Annotated in this window: 13 protein-coding genes and 2 tRNA genes; 8 read left to right on the top strand and 7 right to left on the bottom strand. The window is 36.3% G+C overall.

The window, feature by feature from the left end:
* Positions 1–34: 34 nt before the first annotated feature.
* The 3 genes from AEQU1_RS05995 to AEQU1_RS05985 all read left to right on the top strand — a co-directional run bounded on the left by AEQU1_RS05995 (position 35) and on the right by AEQU1_RS05985 (position 1,906).
* A complete protein-coding gene (locus AEQU1_RS05995; protein WP_111880003.1) occupies positions 35–1,276 on the top strand; it encodes a glycosyltransferase N-terminal domain-containing protein in 1,242 nt (413 codons plus the stop codon).
* 145 nt (positions 1,277–1,421) lie between these two features.
* Positions 1,422–1,640 (top strand): hypothetical protein, encoded by a 219-nt coding sequence (locus AEQU1_RS05990; RefSeq protein WP_111879612.1) that lies wholly within the window; start codon positions 1,422–1,424, stop codon positions 1,638–1,640.
* A 29-nt stretch (positions 1,641–1,669) separates the two neighbouring features.
* On the top strand, positions 1,670–1,906 hold the full coding sequence (locus AEQU1_RS05985; RefSeq protein WP_111879611.1) for a hypothetical protein: 237 nt from the start codon (positions 1,670–1,672) through the stop codon (positions 1,904–1,906).
* Positions 1,907–1,963: 57 nt separating this feature from the next.
* Here AEQU1_RS05985 and AEQU1_RS05980 read toward each other — a convergent pair whose 3' ends face one another.
* Positions 1,964–2,731, bottom strand: a complete 768-nt coding sequence (locus tag AEQU1_RS05980) for a LexA family transcriptional regulator (RefSeq protein ID WP_111879609.1) — start codon at positions 2,729–2,731, stop codon at positions 1,964–1,966.
* A 104-nt stretch (positions 2,732–2,835) separates the two neighbouring features.
* Between AEQU1_RS05980 and AEQU1_RS05975 the strand changes: the two genes are divergently transcribed.
* From AEQU1_RS05975 to AEQU1_RS05965, 3 genes are read left to right on the top strand one after another with little or no spacing between them, the layout of a single operon-like run.
* Positions 2,836–4,119 carry a putative DNA modification/repair radical SAM protein gene (locus AEQU1_RS05975; RefSeq protein ID WP_111879608.1) on the top strand — a complete coding sequence of 428 codons (1,284 nt, stop codon included), beginning with the start codon at positions 2,836–2,838 and terminating at the stop codon, positions 4,117–4,119.
* Positions 4,119–4,883 carry a TIGR03915 family putative DNA repair protein gene (locus AEQU1_RS05970; protein WP_111879606.1) on the top strand — a complete coding sequence of 255 codons (765 nt, stop codon included), beginning with the start codon at positions 4,119–4,121 and terminating at the stop codon, positions 4,881–4,883. The genes AEQU1_RS05975 and AEQU1_RS05970 overlap by 1 nt, the downstream gene beginning before the upstream one ends.
* A gap of 51 nt (positions 4,884–4,934) precedes the next feature.
* A complete protein-coding gene (locus AEQU1_RS05965; protein ID WP_111879604.1) occupies positions 4,935–5,186 on the top strand; it encodes a hypothetical protein in 252 nt (83 codons plus the stop codon).
* 143 nt (positions 5,187–5,329) lie between these two features.
* Here the strand turns inward: AEQU1_RS05965 and AEQU1_RS05960 are convergent.
* From AEQU1_RS05960 to mutS, 3 genes are all read right to left on the bottom strand, one after another.
* Positions 5,330–5,413, bottom strand: a tRNA-Leu gene (locus AEQU1_RS05960).
* A gap of 188 nt (positions 5,414–5,601) precedes the next feature.
* A tRNA-Gly gene (locus AEQU1_RS05955) sits at positions 5,602–5,674 on the bottom strand.
* A gap of 98 nt (positions 5,675–5,772) precedes the next feature.
* Positions 5,773–8,388, bottom strand: a complete 2,616-nt coding sequence (gene mutS, locus AEQU1_RS05950; RefSeq protein ID WP_111879602.1) for a DNA mismatch repair protein MutS — start codon at positions 8,386–8,388, stop codon at positions 5,773–5,775.
* 130 nt (positions 8,389–8,518) lie between these two features.
* Between mutS and AEQU1_RS05945 the strand changes: the two genes are divergently transcribed.
* Positions 8,519–9,064, top strand: a complete 546-nt coding sequence (locus AEQU1_RS05945) for a TrmH family RNA methyltransferase (protein WP_111879601.1) — start codon at positions 8,519–8,521, stop codon at positions 9,062–9,064.
* A gap of 5 nt (positions 9,065–9,069) precedes the next feature.
* Here the strand turns inward: AEQU1_RS05945 and AEQU1_RS05940 are convergent, their stop codons facing one another.
* Complete coding sequence (locus AEQU1_RS05940) at positions 9,070–9,981, bottom strand: geranylgeranylglycerol-phosphate geranylgeranyltransferase (RefSeq protein ID WP_111879599.1); 912 nt, start codon at positions 9,979–9,981, stop codon at positions 9,070–9,072.
* Between the two features lie 49 nt (positions 9,982–10,030).
* Positions 10,031–10,969: a mevalonate kinase gene (locus AEQU1_RS05935; RefSeq protein ID WP_111879598.1), complete on the bottom strand. Its 939-nt coding sequence runs from the start codon at positions 10,967–10,969 to the stop codon at positions 10,031–10,033.
* 381 nt (positions 10,970–11,350) lie between these two features.
* On the opposite strand from AEQU1_RS05935, the gene AEQU1_RS05930 reads away from it, so the two are divergent.
* The gene (locus AEQU1_RS05930; RefSeq protein ID WP_258455161.1) at positions 11,351–14,488 is read left to right on the top strand and encodes a CHAT domain-containing protein; all 3,138 of its coding nucleotides are present in this window, start codon (positions 11,351–11,353) and stop codon (positions 14,486–14,488) included.
* Here the strand turns inward: AEQU1_RS05930 and AEQU1_RS05925 are convergent.
* Positions 14,485–15,561, bottom strand: coding sequence for a diphosphomevalonate/mevalonate 3,5-bisphosphate decarboxylase family protein (locus tag AEQU1_RS05925; protein WP_111879594.1), 1,077 nt, complete (start codon positions 15,559–15,561; stop codon positions 14,485–14,487). The two genes, AEQU1_RS05930 and AEQU1_RS05925, sit on opposite strands and share 4 nt — an antisense overlap.
* Positions 15,562–15,628 lie beyond the last annotated feature (67 nt).

Here is a 15,628-nt window from a genome sequence, read left to right as displayed (position 1 = left end):
GAAATTGGTGCGTGAAATTTGGTATTTTAGCGGTATGCACACAGTCTATAATTTATTAATTTATTTGGCATCCTTTGGTTTGAGTATTGTGGCGCGTTTCAATAAGAAAATGAAACTTTTTGTCAATGGTAGAAAAGACGTTTTTGAAATCCTTCAACAACAAATTTCCTCAGAAGATAAAACCATTTGGTTCCATTGCGCTTCATTGGGTGAGTTTGAACAGGGTGTGCCCATAATGGAGGCATTAAAAAAACTAAAACCCGACCATAAAATTGTGGTCAGCTTTTTTTCTCCTTCAGGTTTCGAAATTAAGAAAAATACTCCCTTAGCTGACGCAGTAGTTTATTTGCCAATGGACACCCAATTAAATGCAAAAAAGTTCATTGCGACAATTCACCCCTCAATGGCGCTATTTGTAAAATATGAATTTTGGCCCAACTATCTTTTTGAACTTCAGAAAAAAAATATTCCCACACTTTTGGTTTCAGGAGTTTTTAGAGAAAAACAAATTTTCTTTAAACCTTTCGGTGGCTTTATGAGAAAAGCTCTCGCTACTTTTGAACACTTTTTTGTACAAGATGAAAATTCCGAAAGGCTTTTACAAAGTATCGGTTTCAAAAACATAAAAGTTAGCGGCGACACTCGGTTTGACAGGGTTTCGCATCAAATTCAAATGGACAACACTTTAAAATTTGCTGATGAATTTAAAGGAAATTCCATATGTATTGTTTGCGGAAGTATCTGGCAAGAGGATGAGGCAATACTGCTGGATTATATAAATTCGGCTCCTGAAAATGTAAAATTCATTATTGCCCCTCACAAAATTGAACCGGATAAAATTGAAGCTTTTACTAAAAATATTCTCAAGAAAACTGTTTTACATTCTAAAATTGATGAAGTAAATATTTCTGAATATGCCGTGTTGATAATTGATTGCATAGGCCTGTTGAGCAAATTGTACAGTTATGCTGATATTGCATATGTTGGCGGGGCAATGGGCAAAACTGGGCTACACAATATTTTGGAACCTGCAACTTTTGGAGTACCAATCATTATTGGAAAAAATTATGAAAATTTCCCCGAAGCTCTCCGTCTTCGTGATTTGGCAGGTTTATTTTCCGTAGAAAACGCTGATGAATGCAGTGAAATTTTATCTAAATTTATTAATAATGCCGATTTCAGAAATAAAACCGGGATGATTTCAGGTCACTTTGTAAATAAAAATATTGGAGCAACTAAAAAAATAATAAATTACATTATAGAAAATTACAACTAAAAAGAAGTTAAAATATCAATGAAATAATTAAATTTTTAAAATATTGATTATAAATTAGTAAACTTTTTACATTTTTTAGTATTTAATTATAAAATTCGCATTTATAAAAAGGTAGATTTGTTCAAACAATTAAAACAATCTAATTATGAAGAAATTATTTTTACTAATTTCAATTACTACATTGGCATTTGGGTCTTGTCGTGAAAAAAAAACCGAAACTAAAGAAGTTATAAGAGAAGTTCAGGTTGAAGCAGAAACACCTAAAGATAAAGAAGGTATTCTTGAAAGAACGGCTAAAGAAGTGGACAAGGAAGTCAATCAAGAAATTGATAAAAAAATTGATGAAATCGGAAATGATAAATAAATTAATAACTCTAACTTAAACTTTAAAACATGAAAAAGCTAACAATGATTGCCTTATTTGCAGGGTTTTTAACAATTTCCCTTTCTTCTTGTAGAGATCAAAAAACCGAAAAAGAAGAAATAATTGAAGAAATGCAGGACAAAGGCGCAGATATTCAAGTAAAAGATGATGGTGACAAAATAAAAATGGAAACCGAAGACGAAAAGGTTAAAATAAAAACTGACGATGACGGTAATGTTAAAATAAAAGAAAAAGATAAAGACTAGTTTTTATCTTTTATTCCAATACTAAAGGGATGTTCCATAAGGGAATATCCCTTTATTTTATTTTAAACCACTTATCTGACCTTTCAACTCATCCATGGATTGTTGAAGTTGGCGAAGCAAATTACTTTCAGAAGGTTCATCTACCCCAAAACTCAATTTACTGTTCACTAGCCATAGCTCTTGAATATCCTTCACTTTTACATCAATGGGCAAATATTCAACATTAAGAGAAATAAGCCTTATGCTCTGCGGATTATTAGGAATTTTTTGAAGTTTCTTAACCAAAACCGAATCTCTTAAAACCACTATGTAAATCTTACTATCAGTCGCTTCATTTATACTTGGCACTGCTCGACCCAATACCCACTCATTTGGTTTAATATTTGGCAACATACTATCGCCATCAACCTGAAAGCCACGATAGGAAGCATTACGATATTCTGGCAAAGGAATATTAAAAGCTGGCAAGGTTTGATACCAACCCATGTCGTGAATATTGTTAGGGTAACCCGCTGCCGCTTTTTGGTTTACCAATAAGATACTATCCTCCCCCGAAGAATCTATTGTTATAACCTTTGGGCTAACATCACCCCGCGAAGTATCAATGTGCTTTTCAAAACTTTTACCATAAAGCCACAAAGGGTTTATATTAAATTGAGCCATAAGTTCCATTACAATCTTACCCGTAATCTTGGTTTTTCCCCTTTCAATATCTGCAGTTGTAAAACCTATATCTAATAATTCTGCAAAAGACTGTTGTGTGTGTCTAAGCTCTTCCCGAAGTTTTTTAAACCGTTGTGCCTCAATAGATATTTGTATTCCCATAAAACAAATATAGAATATTTTGGAAAATATCCAAATTAAATGTGGAGCATATCCAATGAATTAGGAATATTTCCTTAATTTTGGCGATACTCCAAATTAGGACTATGGATTTTGAAAGAATAAAAGAAAAATTAAGCATTCTTGCAGATGCCGCTAAATATGATGTTTCCTGTTCTTCCAGCGGAAGTAATAGGAAAAACAACAATAAAGGCTTGGGAAATAGCAGCGGAATGGGAATATGCCACAGTTATACAGAAGATGGAAGATGCGTGTCGCTCTTAAAAATTTTATTGACCAACCATTGCATTTTTGATTGCGCTTATTGCGTCACCCGAAAAAGTAACGATATAAAAAGGGCGGCTTTTCAAATTCAGGAAGTTGTAGATCTTACAATTAATTTCTACAGAAGAAATTATATTGAAGGACTTTTCCTGAGTAGTGGGATTTTTAAGAATGCAGATTACACAATGGAACGCCTTGTTGCGGTAGCCAAAAAATTGCGCGAAGAGGAAAATTTTAATGGTTATATTCATTTAAAATCAATTCCCGGAGCAAGCGATGAATTGATGCGCGAGGCTGGACTTTATGCTGATAGGCTTTCAGTGAATATAGAAATTCCAACAGAAAAAGGGCTAAAACTACTAGCTCCAGATAAAGACCGAAAAGATTTCATAAAGCCTATGGAAAAGGTAAAGAACGAAATAATTCAATATAAAAGTGAAAGAAAACTTTTAAAAAAAGTCCCTATTTACGCACCAGCCGGGCAAAGTACCCAAATGATAGTGGGAGCCAGTGGCGAAACAGATGCCGAAATAATGTATACTTCTGCCTATTTCTACAAATCCTTTAATTTGAAAAGGGTTTATTACTCGGGATATATTCCAATTAGCCACGACCATCGCTTACCATCAATAGGCACCGCTGTACCATTATTGCGCGAAAATAGATTGTACCAAACAGATTGGCTCCTTCGCTTTTATGGTTTTGATATTCGTGAATTGCTGAATAGTGATTTTCCCAATTTAGAATCAGATATTGATCCAAAATTGAGCTGGGCACTTCGAAATTTGGATCAGTTTCCAATTGATATAAACAAGGCGGATACCCGAATGTTGTTACGCGTCCCAGGTTTGGGAACTAAGTCTGTACACAAAATAATCCAAGCAAGACGATACAGAAATTTAAACTGGGAAAATCTTAAATCAATTGGCGCTTCACTAAATAGAGCAAAGTACTTTATTACTTGTGACTCTAGAATTTTTGAAACAAAAGATAGAACGGCAGCGCAGCTAAAAGGACTTATACTGAACAACGCTACTAGTAAATTCTCTTCAACACTAAGCGCACAGCTAAATCTTTTTGAGTCGCAAACTATAAATTCAGCGTAATGACAATTTTAAAATACGACGGCACTTTTGAAGGGTTTTTATCCGCAGTTTTCCATTGTTATGAAAATAAAATAGATGATGCTTCCATCTTAAAAAAAGTCTATTCAGCCTCAACTTTTTTTGATACCGAAGAAGAAATCATTACAAATCCACTAAAAGCCAAAAGAGTTTGGAAAGGGATTTCAAAAAAAATATCAGCAGAGGGGAAGAAAAAACTTTACAAATCTTTTTTAAGCGAAGTCATAGAAGTTGAAAATATAATGCTGGGGTACATTAAGCGCGCTTTATCATCTGAAAAAAATATTGAAACCGATTTTACCGATTATAATGTGCTTACAATTGATAAGATTGCAAAAAAAGTAAGTCGCGAAAAACATAGAATGGACGCTTTTGTTCGGTTTCGACTTACACAGGATGGAATTTATTTTGCTACAGTTGAACCAGATTTTAATGTTTTGCCTCTAAATGCAGATCATTTCAAAAAAAGATACGCAGACCAAAAATGGATTATCTATGACTTAAAAAGGAAATATGGCATTTATTACAACCTAGAAAATGTAGAAATGGTTACTTTGGAAATTTCTTCCACTATTAATCAAAAATCGCAAGCTTCACAATACTTTACAATAGAAGAGATACAATTTCAACAACTGTGGGGCAATTACTTTAAAAGCAGCAATATAGTCTCTCGAAAAAATATGGAATTACACGTAAAGCACATTCCAAAAAGGTACTGGAAATATTTATCGGAAAAAAATTGTTGAATCAAAAATTTAATTACTTTTGCGCACTATTAATCACTAATATATTCAACAATGAAAAAAGTATTTTTATCACTTGCCGCTCTTGCTTTAGTTGCTTCAGTTTACTCTTGCAGAGATACTAAAGAAGAAAAAATGGAAGAGTCTGCTGAAATGCAAACCGAAAACGCAATGGACGAAGCTGGCGATGCAATTGACAACGCTGCTGACGCTACTGAAGATGCTATGGAAGATGCAGGCGATGCTGTTGAGAACGCTGCTGACGACACTAAAGACGCTGTAAAAGACGCTACTGACGGTCAATAAGCAATTCTTTTGCTAAAAAACAAAAAGCTCTTTCAAATATGAAAGGGCTTTTTTTATATCTAGACTTTATACTAATATACATTTCAGGAAATAGTTGAAGTAAAAAAAATGCCTCGTAATTATATAATTACGAGGCATTTACGTACTGATGGCGGGACTTGAACCCGCACGACCTAATGGTCACAGGATTTTAAGTCCGGCGTGTCTACCAATTCCACCACATCAGCTTAATTCGGTTGCCAGTTGCAACCGGGACTTTACAAAAAATGCCGAACTTTATCGGCATCAGGATTGAGCGAAAAACGTCCCCGACGTTTCGGGGGAACCCGCGACCTAAAAGGTTCTCGCAATCTGAGCGAAAAACGGCCCCGACGCTTCGGGGGAACCCGCGACCTAAAGAGGTTCTCGCAATCTGAGCGAAAAACGGGATTCGAACCCGCGACCTCCACCTTGGCAAGGTGGCGCTCTACCAACTGAGCTATTTTCGCAGAATATTATATGAACGTTGCTTGCTTATCAAAGCGGGAGCAAATTTAAAAATTTTACTTCAAACGCAAAGTGTTTTTCGATAAATTATTATCGAATTTTACTTTTTCAATTTAACCGATGCGTTTCGCTGTAACATACGCCGAATCTCATTCAGCTTCATTAAAGCCTCAACAGGCGTAAGTGTATCAATATCAATATCTAATATCTCTTCGCGCAGTTCTTCCAGCAGCGGATCGTCTAGTTTAAAAAAGCTCAATTGCATCTCCTCTTTTGAAACTGCCTTCATTTCTTCGGTCAATTCTTCGGAAGCGTGACTTTTTTCAAGCCTTTTCAGAATTTTATTTGCTCTTTGAAGAACAGCTTGTGGCATTCCGGCCATTTTTGCAACGTGAATTCCAAAACTGTGGTGACTTCCACCGGGAACCAATTTCCGAAGGAAAAGAACATTATCCTTCAATTCCTTCACGGAAACATTATAGTTTTTTACTCGCGGAAAAGTTTCGGTCATCTCATTCAATTCGTGATAATGAGTCGCAAAAAGTGTTTTACCACGCGAAGGATGTTCATGCAAATATTCGCTAATTGCCCAAGCAATTGAAATTCCGTCATAGGTGCTGGTTCCACGACCTATTTCATCCAAAAGAATCAAACTCCGCTCTGAAAGGTTGTTCAGAATGTTCGCCGTTTCGTTCATTTCAACCATAAAAGTAGATTCACCCATCGAAATATTATCGCTGGCACCTACCCTAGTGAAAATTTTATCCACACAACCCATTCGCACAGCAGAAGCGGGAACAAAACTACCCATCTGTGCTAACAAAACAATCAAAGCAGTCTGACGAAGAATAGCCGATTTACCACTCATGTTTGGCCCAGTAATCATAATAATTTGCTGGTTTTCTCGATCTAGAAAAACATCGTTTGCAATATAAGGTGCATCTGGAGGAAGTTGTTTTTCAATAACCGGATGGCGACCTTCCTTTATATCCAAATCGAAAGTTTCATCTAAAAGCGGACGTGTGTAATTTGCTTCTTTGGCCTGCGTTGCAAAAGAACACAAACAGTCCATTTGTGCAATCAAAGCTGCGTTTTGCTGAACCGAACCAATAAATTGAAGCATCCAATCCACTAGTTTTGCAAAGATCTCCTGCTCTAAAGCGAGTATCTTTTCTTCGGCACCAAGAATTTTTGTTTCGTATTCTTTTAGTTCTTCAGTTATATATCGTTCAGCGCTTACAAGGGTTTGTTTGCGAATCCATTCTGGCGGAACCTTGTCTTTGTGGGTGTTTCGTACTTCAATGTAATATCCGAAAACGTTGTTGGAAGCAATCTTAAGTGAAGAAATGCCCGTGCGTTTGGTTTCGCGTTCCAGCATTTCATCCAAATATTCTTTACCGTTTGCTGAAATATTACGGAGCTCATCAAGGGTTTCCGAAAAACCTTCAGCTATTGTGCTTCCTTTCAAGATGTTTACTGGAGCTTCCTCAAAAAGTGTTTCCTTTATTTTGCTCCGAAGCAATTCACAATCGTGTAATTGTTCGCCAATAATTTTCAGTGATTCATTCTTAGAATTCAATGCCAGTGCTTTTATAGGAACTACGGCTTCCAATGAATTTTTAAGCTGAATAACCTCGCGTGGATTCACTTTTCCGGTTGCAACTTTTGAAATCAATCGCTCCAAATCACCGATGCGTTTGGTGTATTGCTGTATTTTTTCCAAAGTAACTATATTGTCGAGCAAAAAACTGACTACTTCGTGACGTCTATTTATCTTTTCAGCATTTTTAAGCGGGAGCGCCATCCAGCGTTTTAAAAGCCTTCCGCCCATAGGCGAAATGGTTTTATCAATCACATCCATAAGCGTAACCGCATTCTGCTGATTGGAATGGTACAGCTCCAAATTACGAATGGTAAAACGGTCCATCCAAACGTATTCGTCTTCCGCAATTCGCGACAAACGGGAAATATGCTGGAGTTTTGTATGTCTAGTTTCACTTAAATAATGAAGTGCCGCACCGGCAGCGATAATTCCGTCTTCCAAATGATCCACGCCAAAACCTTTCAGATTTTTTGTGTTGAAATGCTTCGTGAGTGTTTCAAAAGAATAATCGGTTTGAAAAATCCAATCTTCCAAATGAAATACGTGATATTGACTGCCAAACGTTTCGGAGAAAAGCTTTCGTTTCTGCTTTGAAAAAAGTACTTCCGAAGGACTGAAATTCTGAAGCAGTTTATCAATGTATTCCGCAGAACCTTCGGAAACCAAAAACTCACCTGTGGAAACATCTAAAAAAGAAACGCCCAAATTCTTTGAACCGAAGTGAACGGCTGCCAAGAAATTGTTAGACTTTGATTGTAGAATATCGTCATTAAATGCCACACCTGGTGTAACCAATTCAGTAACGCCGCGCTTTACTATGGTTTTGGTCATTTTTGGATCTTCCAATTGGTCGCAGATTGCAACACGGCAGCCAGCCATTACCAGTTTTGGCAAATACGTATTTAAGGAATGATGTGGAAAACCAGCGAGCTCCACATTATCACCGCCGTTATTCCTTGCTGTAAGCGTTATATTTAAAATTCCTGCGGCTCGCACTGCATCTCCCCCAAAAGTCTCGTAAAAATCACCCACACGAAACAACAGCAAAGCATCGGGATACTTTGCTTTGATAGTATTGTACTGTTTCATCAATGGGGTTTCCTTCGTCGCCATAATTCAAAAATCTTTAATCGATAAATGTAACGAAAATGCTCTTTTATTTAAAATGAAGTGGTTATGAATTATGCTGTTTTATCAACAATTGGCTTCAATTTTAGCCCGCTAACTATTAACTTTGCCGTCTATGAAAAACCGCAAGCTAAAAAACAGCGAACTGGATCGCATCAATGCCGAAGAGTACAAAGCTGCTGAAAAAACGCCTTTGATAATTATTCTTGACAACATTAGAAGTTTGAACAATATTGGCTCCGTGTTTCGGACGGCTGATGCTTTTTTGGTGAAGAAAATTTACCTCTGTGGCATTACCGCGCAGCCGCCGCACAAGGACATTCAAAAAACCGCTTTGGGCGCGACAGATAGTGTGGAATGGGAATATGCCGAAAATGTTATGGACGTAGTTTCGAAACTACAAAAAGAAGGTGTTTTTGTAGCTTCCATTGAGCAAGCCGAACTTGCTATAAATCTCGATGATTTTTCAGTTCAAAAAGAATTGACCTATGCAGTAATTTTTGGAAACGAAGTGAAAGGCGTGCAGCAAAAAGTTGTTACTGCGAGTGATGCTGTGATTGAAATTCCACAGTTTGGAACCAAGCATTCGTTAAATATTTCGGTAAGCGTTGGGGTTGTAATTTGGGATCTTTTTGTGAAGTTGAAAAACTTAAAAGAATAATCACTTTAAAAAAAGCGGTGAAGCAATAAATTTACATGAATTAGCACAATACTGAACACGCCGAGAACTATGGCAAATTTTAGAATATTGTGTAGAATAATGTAATGTATTTTATTTTTTGAATACCATAAAACCGCAAGAAACACAGCTAAGCCAACGATACTTGCATAAAAATAGTAATCCATATACCCTATCTCTTCCTTAAATTTTGTAATTAGCAGAAAGATTGGGACAAGCGTTAAAATACTTAAAACTGTAAGCATTCTTTTTGAAGTTTTTTCGCCATAAACCACGGGAATGGTTTTATAACCATGGGTTAAATCGCCCTTTATATTTTCGAGATCTTTCACCAACTCGCGCATGGAGATTAGCAAAAACAGAAAAGTAGCGTGCACGAAAATCACAACATCAAAGTTGCCGTAATGCACAAAAATCGCAAAGAATGGTATTACTGCAAGAACTGCTGCGGTGATGTTTCCTATAAAAGGATATTTCTTGAGCTTGTGAGAATAGAACCAAAGGAAAAAAATATAAATAGAGAAAAATAGCACCGCTCTAAATGAAACATAGCTCGCAAAAATGACAGACAAAAAGTTGAGTACAAAATAAGCGGAAAGTTTGGTGCGCTGACTCACAAGTTTGTCGAGCATTGTTTTCCGAGGTCTATTTATTAAATCCTTTTCACTATCGTAAAAACTATTTATAATGTAACCACTGGCAATTGCTGAAGATGATGCGAGCACCAACATAAGCAAATTCACATCAAACAAAACCTGCCGTACCGGCAAGTTTGGCGCTAAAATATAAATGCTGGTAAGATATTGTGCAATTACAATAATGAGTATGTTATAGCCGCGAACCACAGAAAACAAGCTAAAAAACTTTAGAAGGAAGAGTTTTTGTTTTCGCGTCAACATAAATTTTAAAGTTGGAAAAATCTGAAAGAAATTTCAGAAAAATTCATTCCTAAAAACTGTAAACTACTTCAAGTTTATAGTCTTTCAAAGCTGTGCGAGCCTTGTCAATGTCTTCGGTGAAGCCAAGCATATAGCCACCACCACCGGAACCACAGAGTTTTAGATAATAGGCATTACTATCAATTCCGTTCTTCCAAAGTTTGTGGAACTGTGCGGGAATCATAGGTTTAAAATTATCCAGCACTACTTTAGAGAGTTGTTTGATATTTCCAAAAAGTGATTTTACATCTCCCTTTAAAAAATCATCAACACAGGCATCGGTATGTTTTACGAATTGGTCTTTCAGCATATTTCTGAAACCCTCTTGCTTCATGCTTTCCATAAATATCTGAACCATTGGTGCGGTTTCACCCGTGCTACCACTGTCCAACAAAAAGACAGCGCCTTTTCCATTTTCGGTTTGGGAAGGGATTCCAGCAGGCTCAATATTGTCTTTGGAATTGATTAAAATTGGAAGACTTAAATAACTATTCAAAGGATCTAAACCTGAAGATTTTCCGTGGAAAAAAGATTCCATTTCAGCAAAAATAGCCTTTAATGAAAGTAATTTTTCACGGGTAAGATTTTCAAGAACGGTAATTTTATCTTTTGCATATTTATCATAAATAGCAGCCACCAAAGCACCGCTGCTTCCTACACCGTAACCCTGTGGAATACTGCTATCAAAATAAAGTCCGTTTTCCACATCTTTTTTAAGGGCATCCATATCAAAAGAAACCAATTTTGGGTTTTCGGTTTGAATAGTCTCTAAATATTCTGCAAATCTTTTAAGACTTGCATTTGATTTGTGAGTGGAAATTGTATGGTGAACATCAATTTTCAACGCACCATTATAAAAATTATACGGAATGGAAAGTCCTTTGGAATCTTTTATAATTCCATATTCGCCGAAAAGTAAAATTTTTGAGTAAAAGAGGGGGCCACGCATAGGTTGTGTTATTGTAACTATAAAAATACAGATTTAAATTCTTAAAACTGAAATCTGCCACAAAGATAACCATTTTAACAATGATATTTTCAGAAAGATTTGTGAATAAATCTATTCTCAAAGCTTTTAATAAACTGTATTTAAGCTTTATAATCTTTATTGATGACATCTTAACCAACTTTTCGAAACGGAAACAGGTTGAACAAAAATAATTTGTATCTTTCTTAACACTATCCCCGGGAAATAATTTAATTTATAGTTGTTACTATTATGGTATCTAAAATCCGGAGATTCTTTTTTGTCTTCCCGTTCTTTTTTATATTTTCAATTTTTGCTGGTTATGCCCAGCATAAAATTACTTCCGTTATAGAAATCCAAACTTTGATTGAGCAAGATTCCCTTGCAAAAGCGCGTACTGAAGTGTCAAAAAATCTCACTTTCTATCGTGCCGAAAAAATATACGACAGTCTTTACAATTACATCCAGTTTGAAGGAAGTTCTAAATTAAACAACGGCGACAAAAAGCTGGCTCTAAAAAAAGCAGAAATACTTACCCAAGAGATAACGAGTAAAGCCTCCCCTCATTTTGTTGTAGAAGCTATTACTGAACTTGGCTGGATCTATGATGATGCTGGACAACAACAAAAAGCCTACGCCATACTGGAAACTGCCATTCCTTTTGCATTTCGCAACAAAGAAAAAAACAATACCGATACTGCAGGCTTGGAATATCGTCGTGGTTATTACGCCTCAAAAATGGGCGATTTTCTTCTAGCAAATAAACATTACCAGAAGTCATTGCGCTTATTAATAAAAACTGGAAAAGAGGATTATGTTTTCTACAACCAAGTGTATAATGCCCTTGGCGGTATGATGTGGCAGGAAGCTAAACTTGACAGCGCAAAATTCTACTTTCAGGAAGCAGTAAAGGTCTTGGAGAAAACAGATGAAACCGATATTATGAACCGTTTTTACCGTCCTTCATTAGTTAAAATGAACCTTGCAGTTTTATGGAACGCTCTCGGCAAAAATCAGGAAGCCATTGCTATTTCGGAAGAAGCACTTTCTGGGTTTCAACAATATATAAACCGCTCTACGGATGAAGCAAGGACTTTAAAAGCGAAAAACCACCAATGTGTAATTATAGATAATATGGCTACCTTTTATAACACATTGGGCGAGTATTCCAGATCTCAGGAACTCATTGAATATTCCTTTGAGCAGAAAAAGAAACTCTTTGAAATGAACGACATTAACATCATCATTTCAAACATCATTCTTGCTGAAGCCAAAACGGCAAGCCGTGATTTTGAAGGAGCTTCAAAAAATGCAGATCAAGCCTTAAAACTTTTAGATACAAGTCCGGGAGCAGATTTATATTGGGAGGCCGCAGCCCTATCAACTCGCGCCACCATCTATGAATTTATGGACGATGTTGAAAATGCAGCCAAATTCTATGAAAAAGCTGAAACTGTATATCGAAAATCCATGGGAAGAACCTACACCAAAGATTTTCTGGACAACATTTTAGAATATTCGCTCTTTTCAGCAAAAAACGAAAAAAAGGAAAAAGCAATTGCATTAGCAAAAGAAACATATGCGTTTACGCATACCGGCGATTTCAAGAACACCCTTCAGGAATTTTATCACACCATCAATTTAGCGCAGGTTCATTATTTGCTAAAAAATTACAGTGAAGCAGAAAAATATAGTAGTGAAGCTTTAAAGTTCAACGTTTTAAAGGGTGAAAAAATTAGCGCCACAGATTCCATTTTAAGCCAATACAGAAAACCACAGGCGTTGCTCATCAATGCCCAATCAAAATACTATTCTACGGAAAACAGAAGTCCTTTTCTATTGAAGCAACTGTTGCAGCAAGTGGAAGAAGGCATTTCCATTTTGGATCAACGGAAAAAGGTAGTAAACAATCACGAAGACGTTACCTTACTTATTTCCGAAAATGAGGAGCTTTTAAATTTTGCAGAAAAAATTAGACTGGAGCTTTATACAATGACCAAGAACGAAATATATCTTGATAAACTGATCGCCCTACACGAATCTAGCATCTATAGCCGTATTCGCTCGCGGCTAAACCTTCGCGATAATGTGAATTTTAAACATATTCCAAAAGAAGTTGTTGCAAGAGAAAACCAGCTGAAAGCCAAGATGGTTTCTTCATTAAACGATTCAGAAAACAGTAGCATACAGCCCTATTTTAAAGCTTCCCAAAACTGGGACGATTTTTTGGATTCCTTGAAACAAAATTTCCCTACATATTACAAAATGCGATATGCTACTTTAGAAGAACCTCTAAACGATCTTCAGAAAAAAATACCTGAAAACACCACGATTGTACGCTACATTTTTATTGAAGAGGAGCTTCACGCTTTTGTAGTTTCAGCATCCTTAAAAAAATTGATAAAGCTGAACTATACGTCTGTAAAAAACCATATCCCAAAACTGGAAAACGATGAGTTTTCAGTCGAAAAAATGCGTCCGTTGCTCTATGAACTTTACAGCGCCTTATGGTTTCCGTTGGAAAAATATATTCACACCCAAAAAGTTGTGATCGTTCCTGATCGCGAACTTTTCAACCTCAGTTTTGAAACGCTTACCCCAAAACCGATGCGCTCTTTTCAGGAAATGGCGACCAATAGTTTGTTGGCAAATTATGACATTTCCTATAATTTCAGCCTTTTGCTTTATAAAGACAAAGGCAAAGTTGCAGATTATTCTTCTGAATTTATTGCTTTTGCACCTGGTTTCAACAAGGAAATGAAGGAAGAATACAAGTTAACTATCAAAGATTCCGTGAAATTGGACAAAACATATTTAACACTCTTGCCACAGCCATTTAGCGAAGATTTGGTGAAGCAATACGCCAAAACTTTTGATGGCGATTATTTTATAAATGAAAACGCCAACAAGAATCTATTCATAAATAAGGCAAAGGAGCATAAAATAATTCACATAGGGACACATGCTGAAAGCAACAATATAAGTCCTGAATTGAGCCGACTTATTTTTGCAAAAAAAACTGACAATAAAGAGAATTATGATGAAAACTCATTGTATTCCTATGAAATCTATAATATAGACCTATCTTCCAATCTCGCCATTCTCACCGCTTGCGAAACTGGAAAGCCCACCTACCAAGCTGGGGAAGGAATGATTTCTTTGGCACACGCTTTTAATTATGCAGGTAGCGAAAGCATTTTGACCAGTCTTTGGGAAATTGACGAAGAATCTAGCGCAAAAATTGTTAAGCTTTTTTATGACAACCTTTCCGAAGGCATGCCTAAAGACGAAGCCTTGCGTAAAGCGAAAATAAGCTACATTGCCAATGCAGAAGGAAGAACAGCTGCTCCACAATATTGGGCTGGATTGGTCTTAATTGGCGATATTACTCCCATAGATTTAAATACTGGTGTGGCTTGGTGGTGGTATTTGCTGGCAGGAATTGTTACTGTTTTACTCATAATAACAATTCTTAAAAATAAAGAGCAAGTAAGCGTTTAAAGCTTTTTTGCACCTAAACCTACCTCATCAATAATAAACTCCCCGTTTTTACAAAACTGTGAAAGCTTGTTTTTTATAAATTGCAATACTATTTCCTTTTCACTTGTTGGGTAAAGCACGTGAACATTGGCACCCGCATCTAGCGTAAAACAGATGTTACTCCCTGTTTCTTCTCTGAATCTCCAAATGTGGTTAATTATTTCCAAGGTGTTTGGTTTCATCAGTATGAAATAGGGCATCGAGGTCATCATCATGGCGTGCAGTGATAATGCTTCGCTTTCCACTATTTTTATAAACTCGGAGAGATCCCCATTTTTAAAAACAGGTATCAACTTTGAAAGATTATCCTTTGCCTGCCGAAAGCGCTGTTCAGCAAAAGCATGATCTATCATTAAATCGTGACCTACCGTACTGCTCACTTGTTTTTCTCCTTTATCAACAAGCAAAATGATATCTTGATAGTTTTCAAAATTCTTGTGAACCTCAAATGGATATTTTGTTCCAAAGCAATTGGTGCTACCTTCAATTTCTGGGTGTTCGCCCCAAACAATTAACGGACCTTCTATACTTCTACAGGCACTACCAGAACCCAAACGAGCAAGAAAAGATGCTTTTTCATTAAAATATTCTTGGGTAATATTAGGTTGCATTTGCCGCTCCATATCCATTAAACAAAGCGCCAAAGCACTCATGCCACTGGCTGAGGAAGCTATACCACTGCTGTGCGGAAAACTATTGGATGTTTCAATCTTAAATCTGAAGTCTTTAAGAAAAGGCAAATACATTTCCACTCTTTCAAAGAATTTCTGAATTTTCGGTTCAAAGCTTTCTTCTCTTTTTCCGTCGAGATATACTTCAAAATTAAATTGCTGAGAAGAAGATTTTTCAAAAGACAACTTGGTATTTGTATGACAGTTGCTCAAGGTAAAACTTACTGATGCATTCATTGGCAGTTGCTCACCGTATTTCCCCCAGTATTTTACTAAAGCGATATTGCTGGGAGATTGCCAAGAAATAGTTCCAGCAGATAAATTGTGGGAATAGTTACAGACAATAAAACGATGTTCAGGCATATCTTAATAATAGTATTACAAAAGTAAAATTCTTTTCGGTTTAAGTGATGACATTCTGAAAACGATT

Source organism: Aequorivita sp. CIP111184 (genome assembly GCF_900489465.1).
Classification (GTDB): domain Bacteria; phylum Bacteroidota; class Bacteroidia; order Flavobacteriales; family Flavobacteriaceae; genus Aequorivita.
The sequence above is the reverse complement of the archived record's forward strand: the minus strand, read 5'-3'. Positions and strand labels throughout refer to the sequence as shown.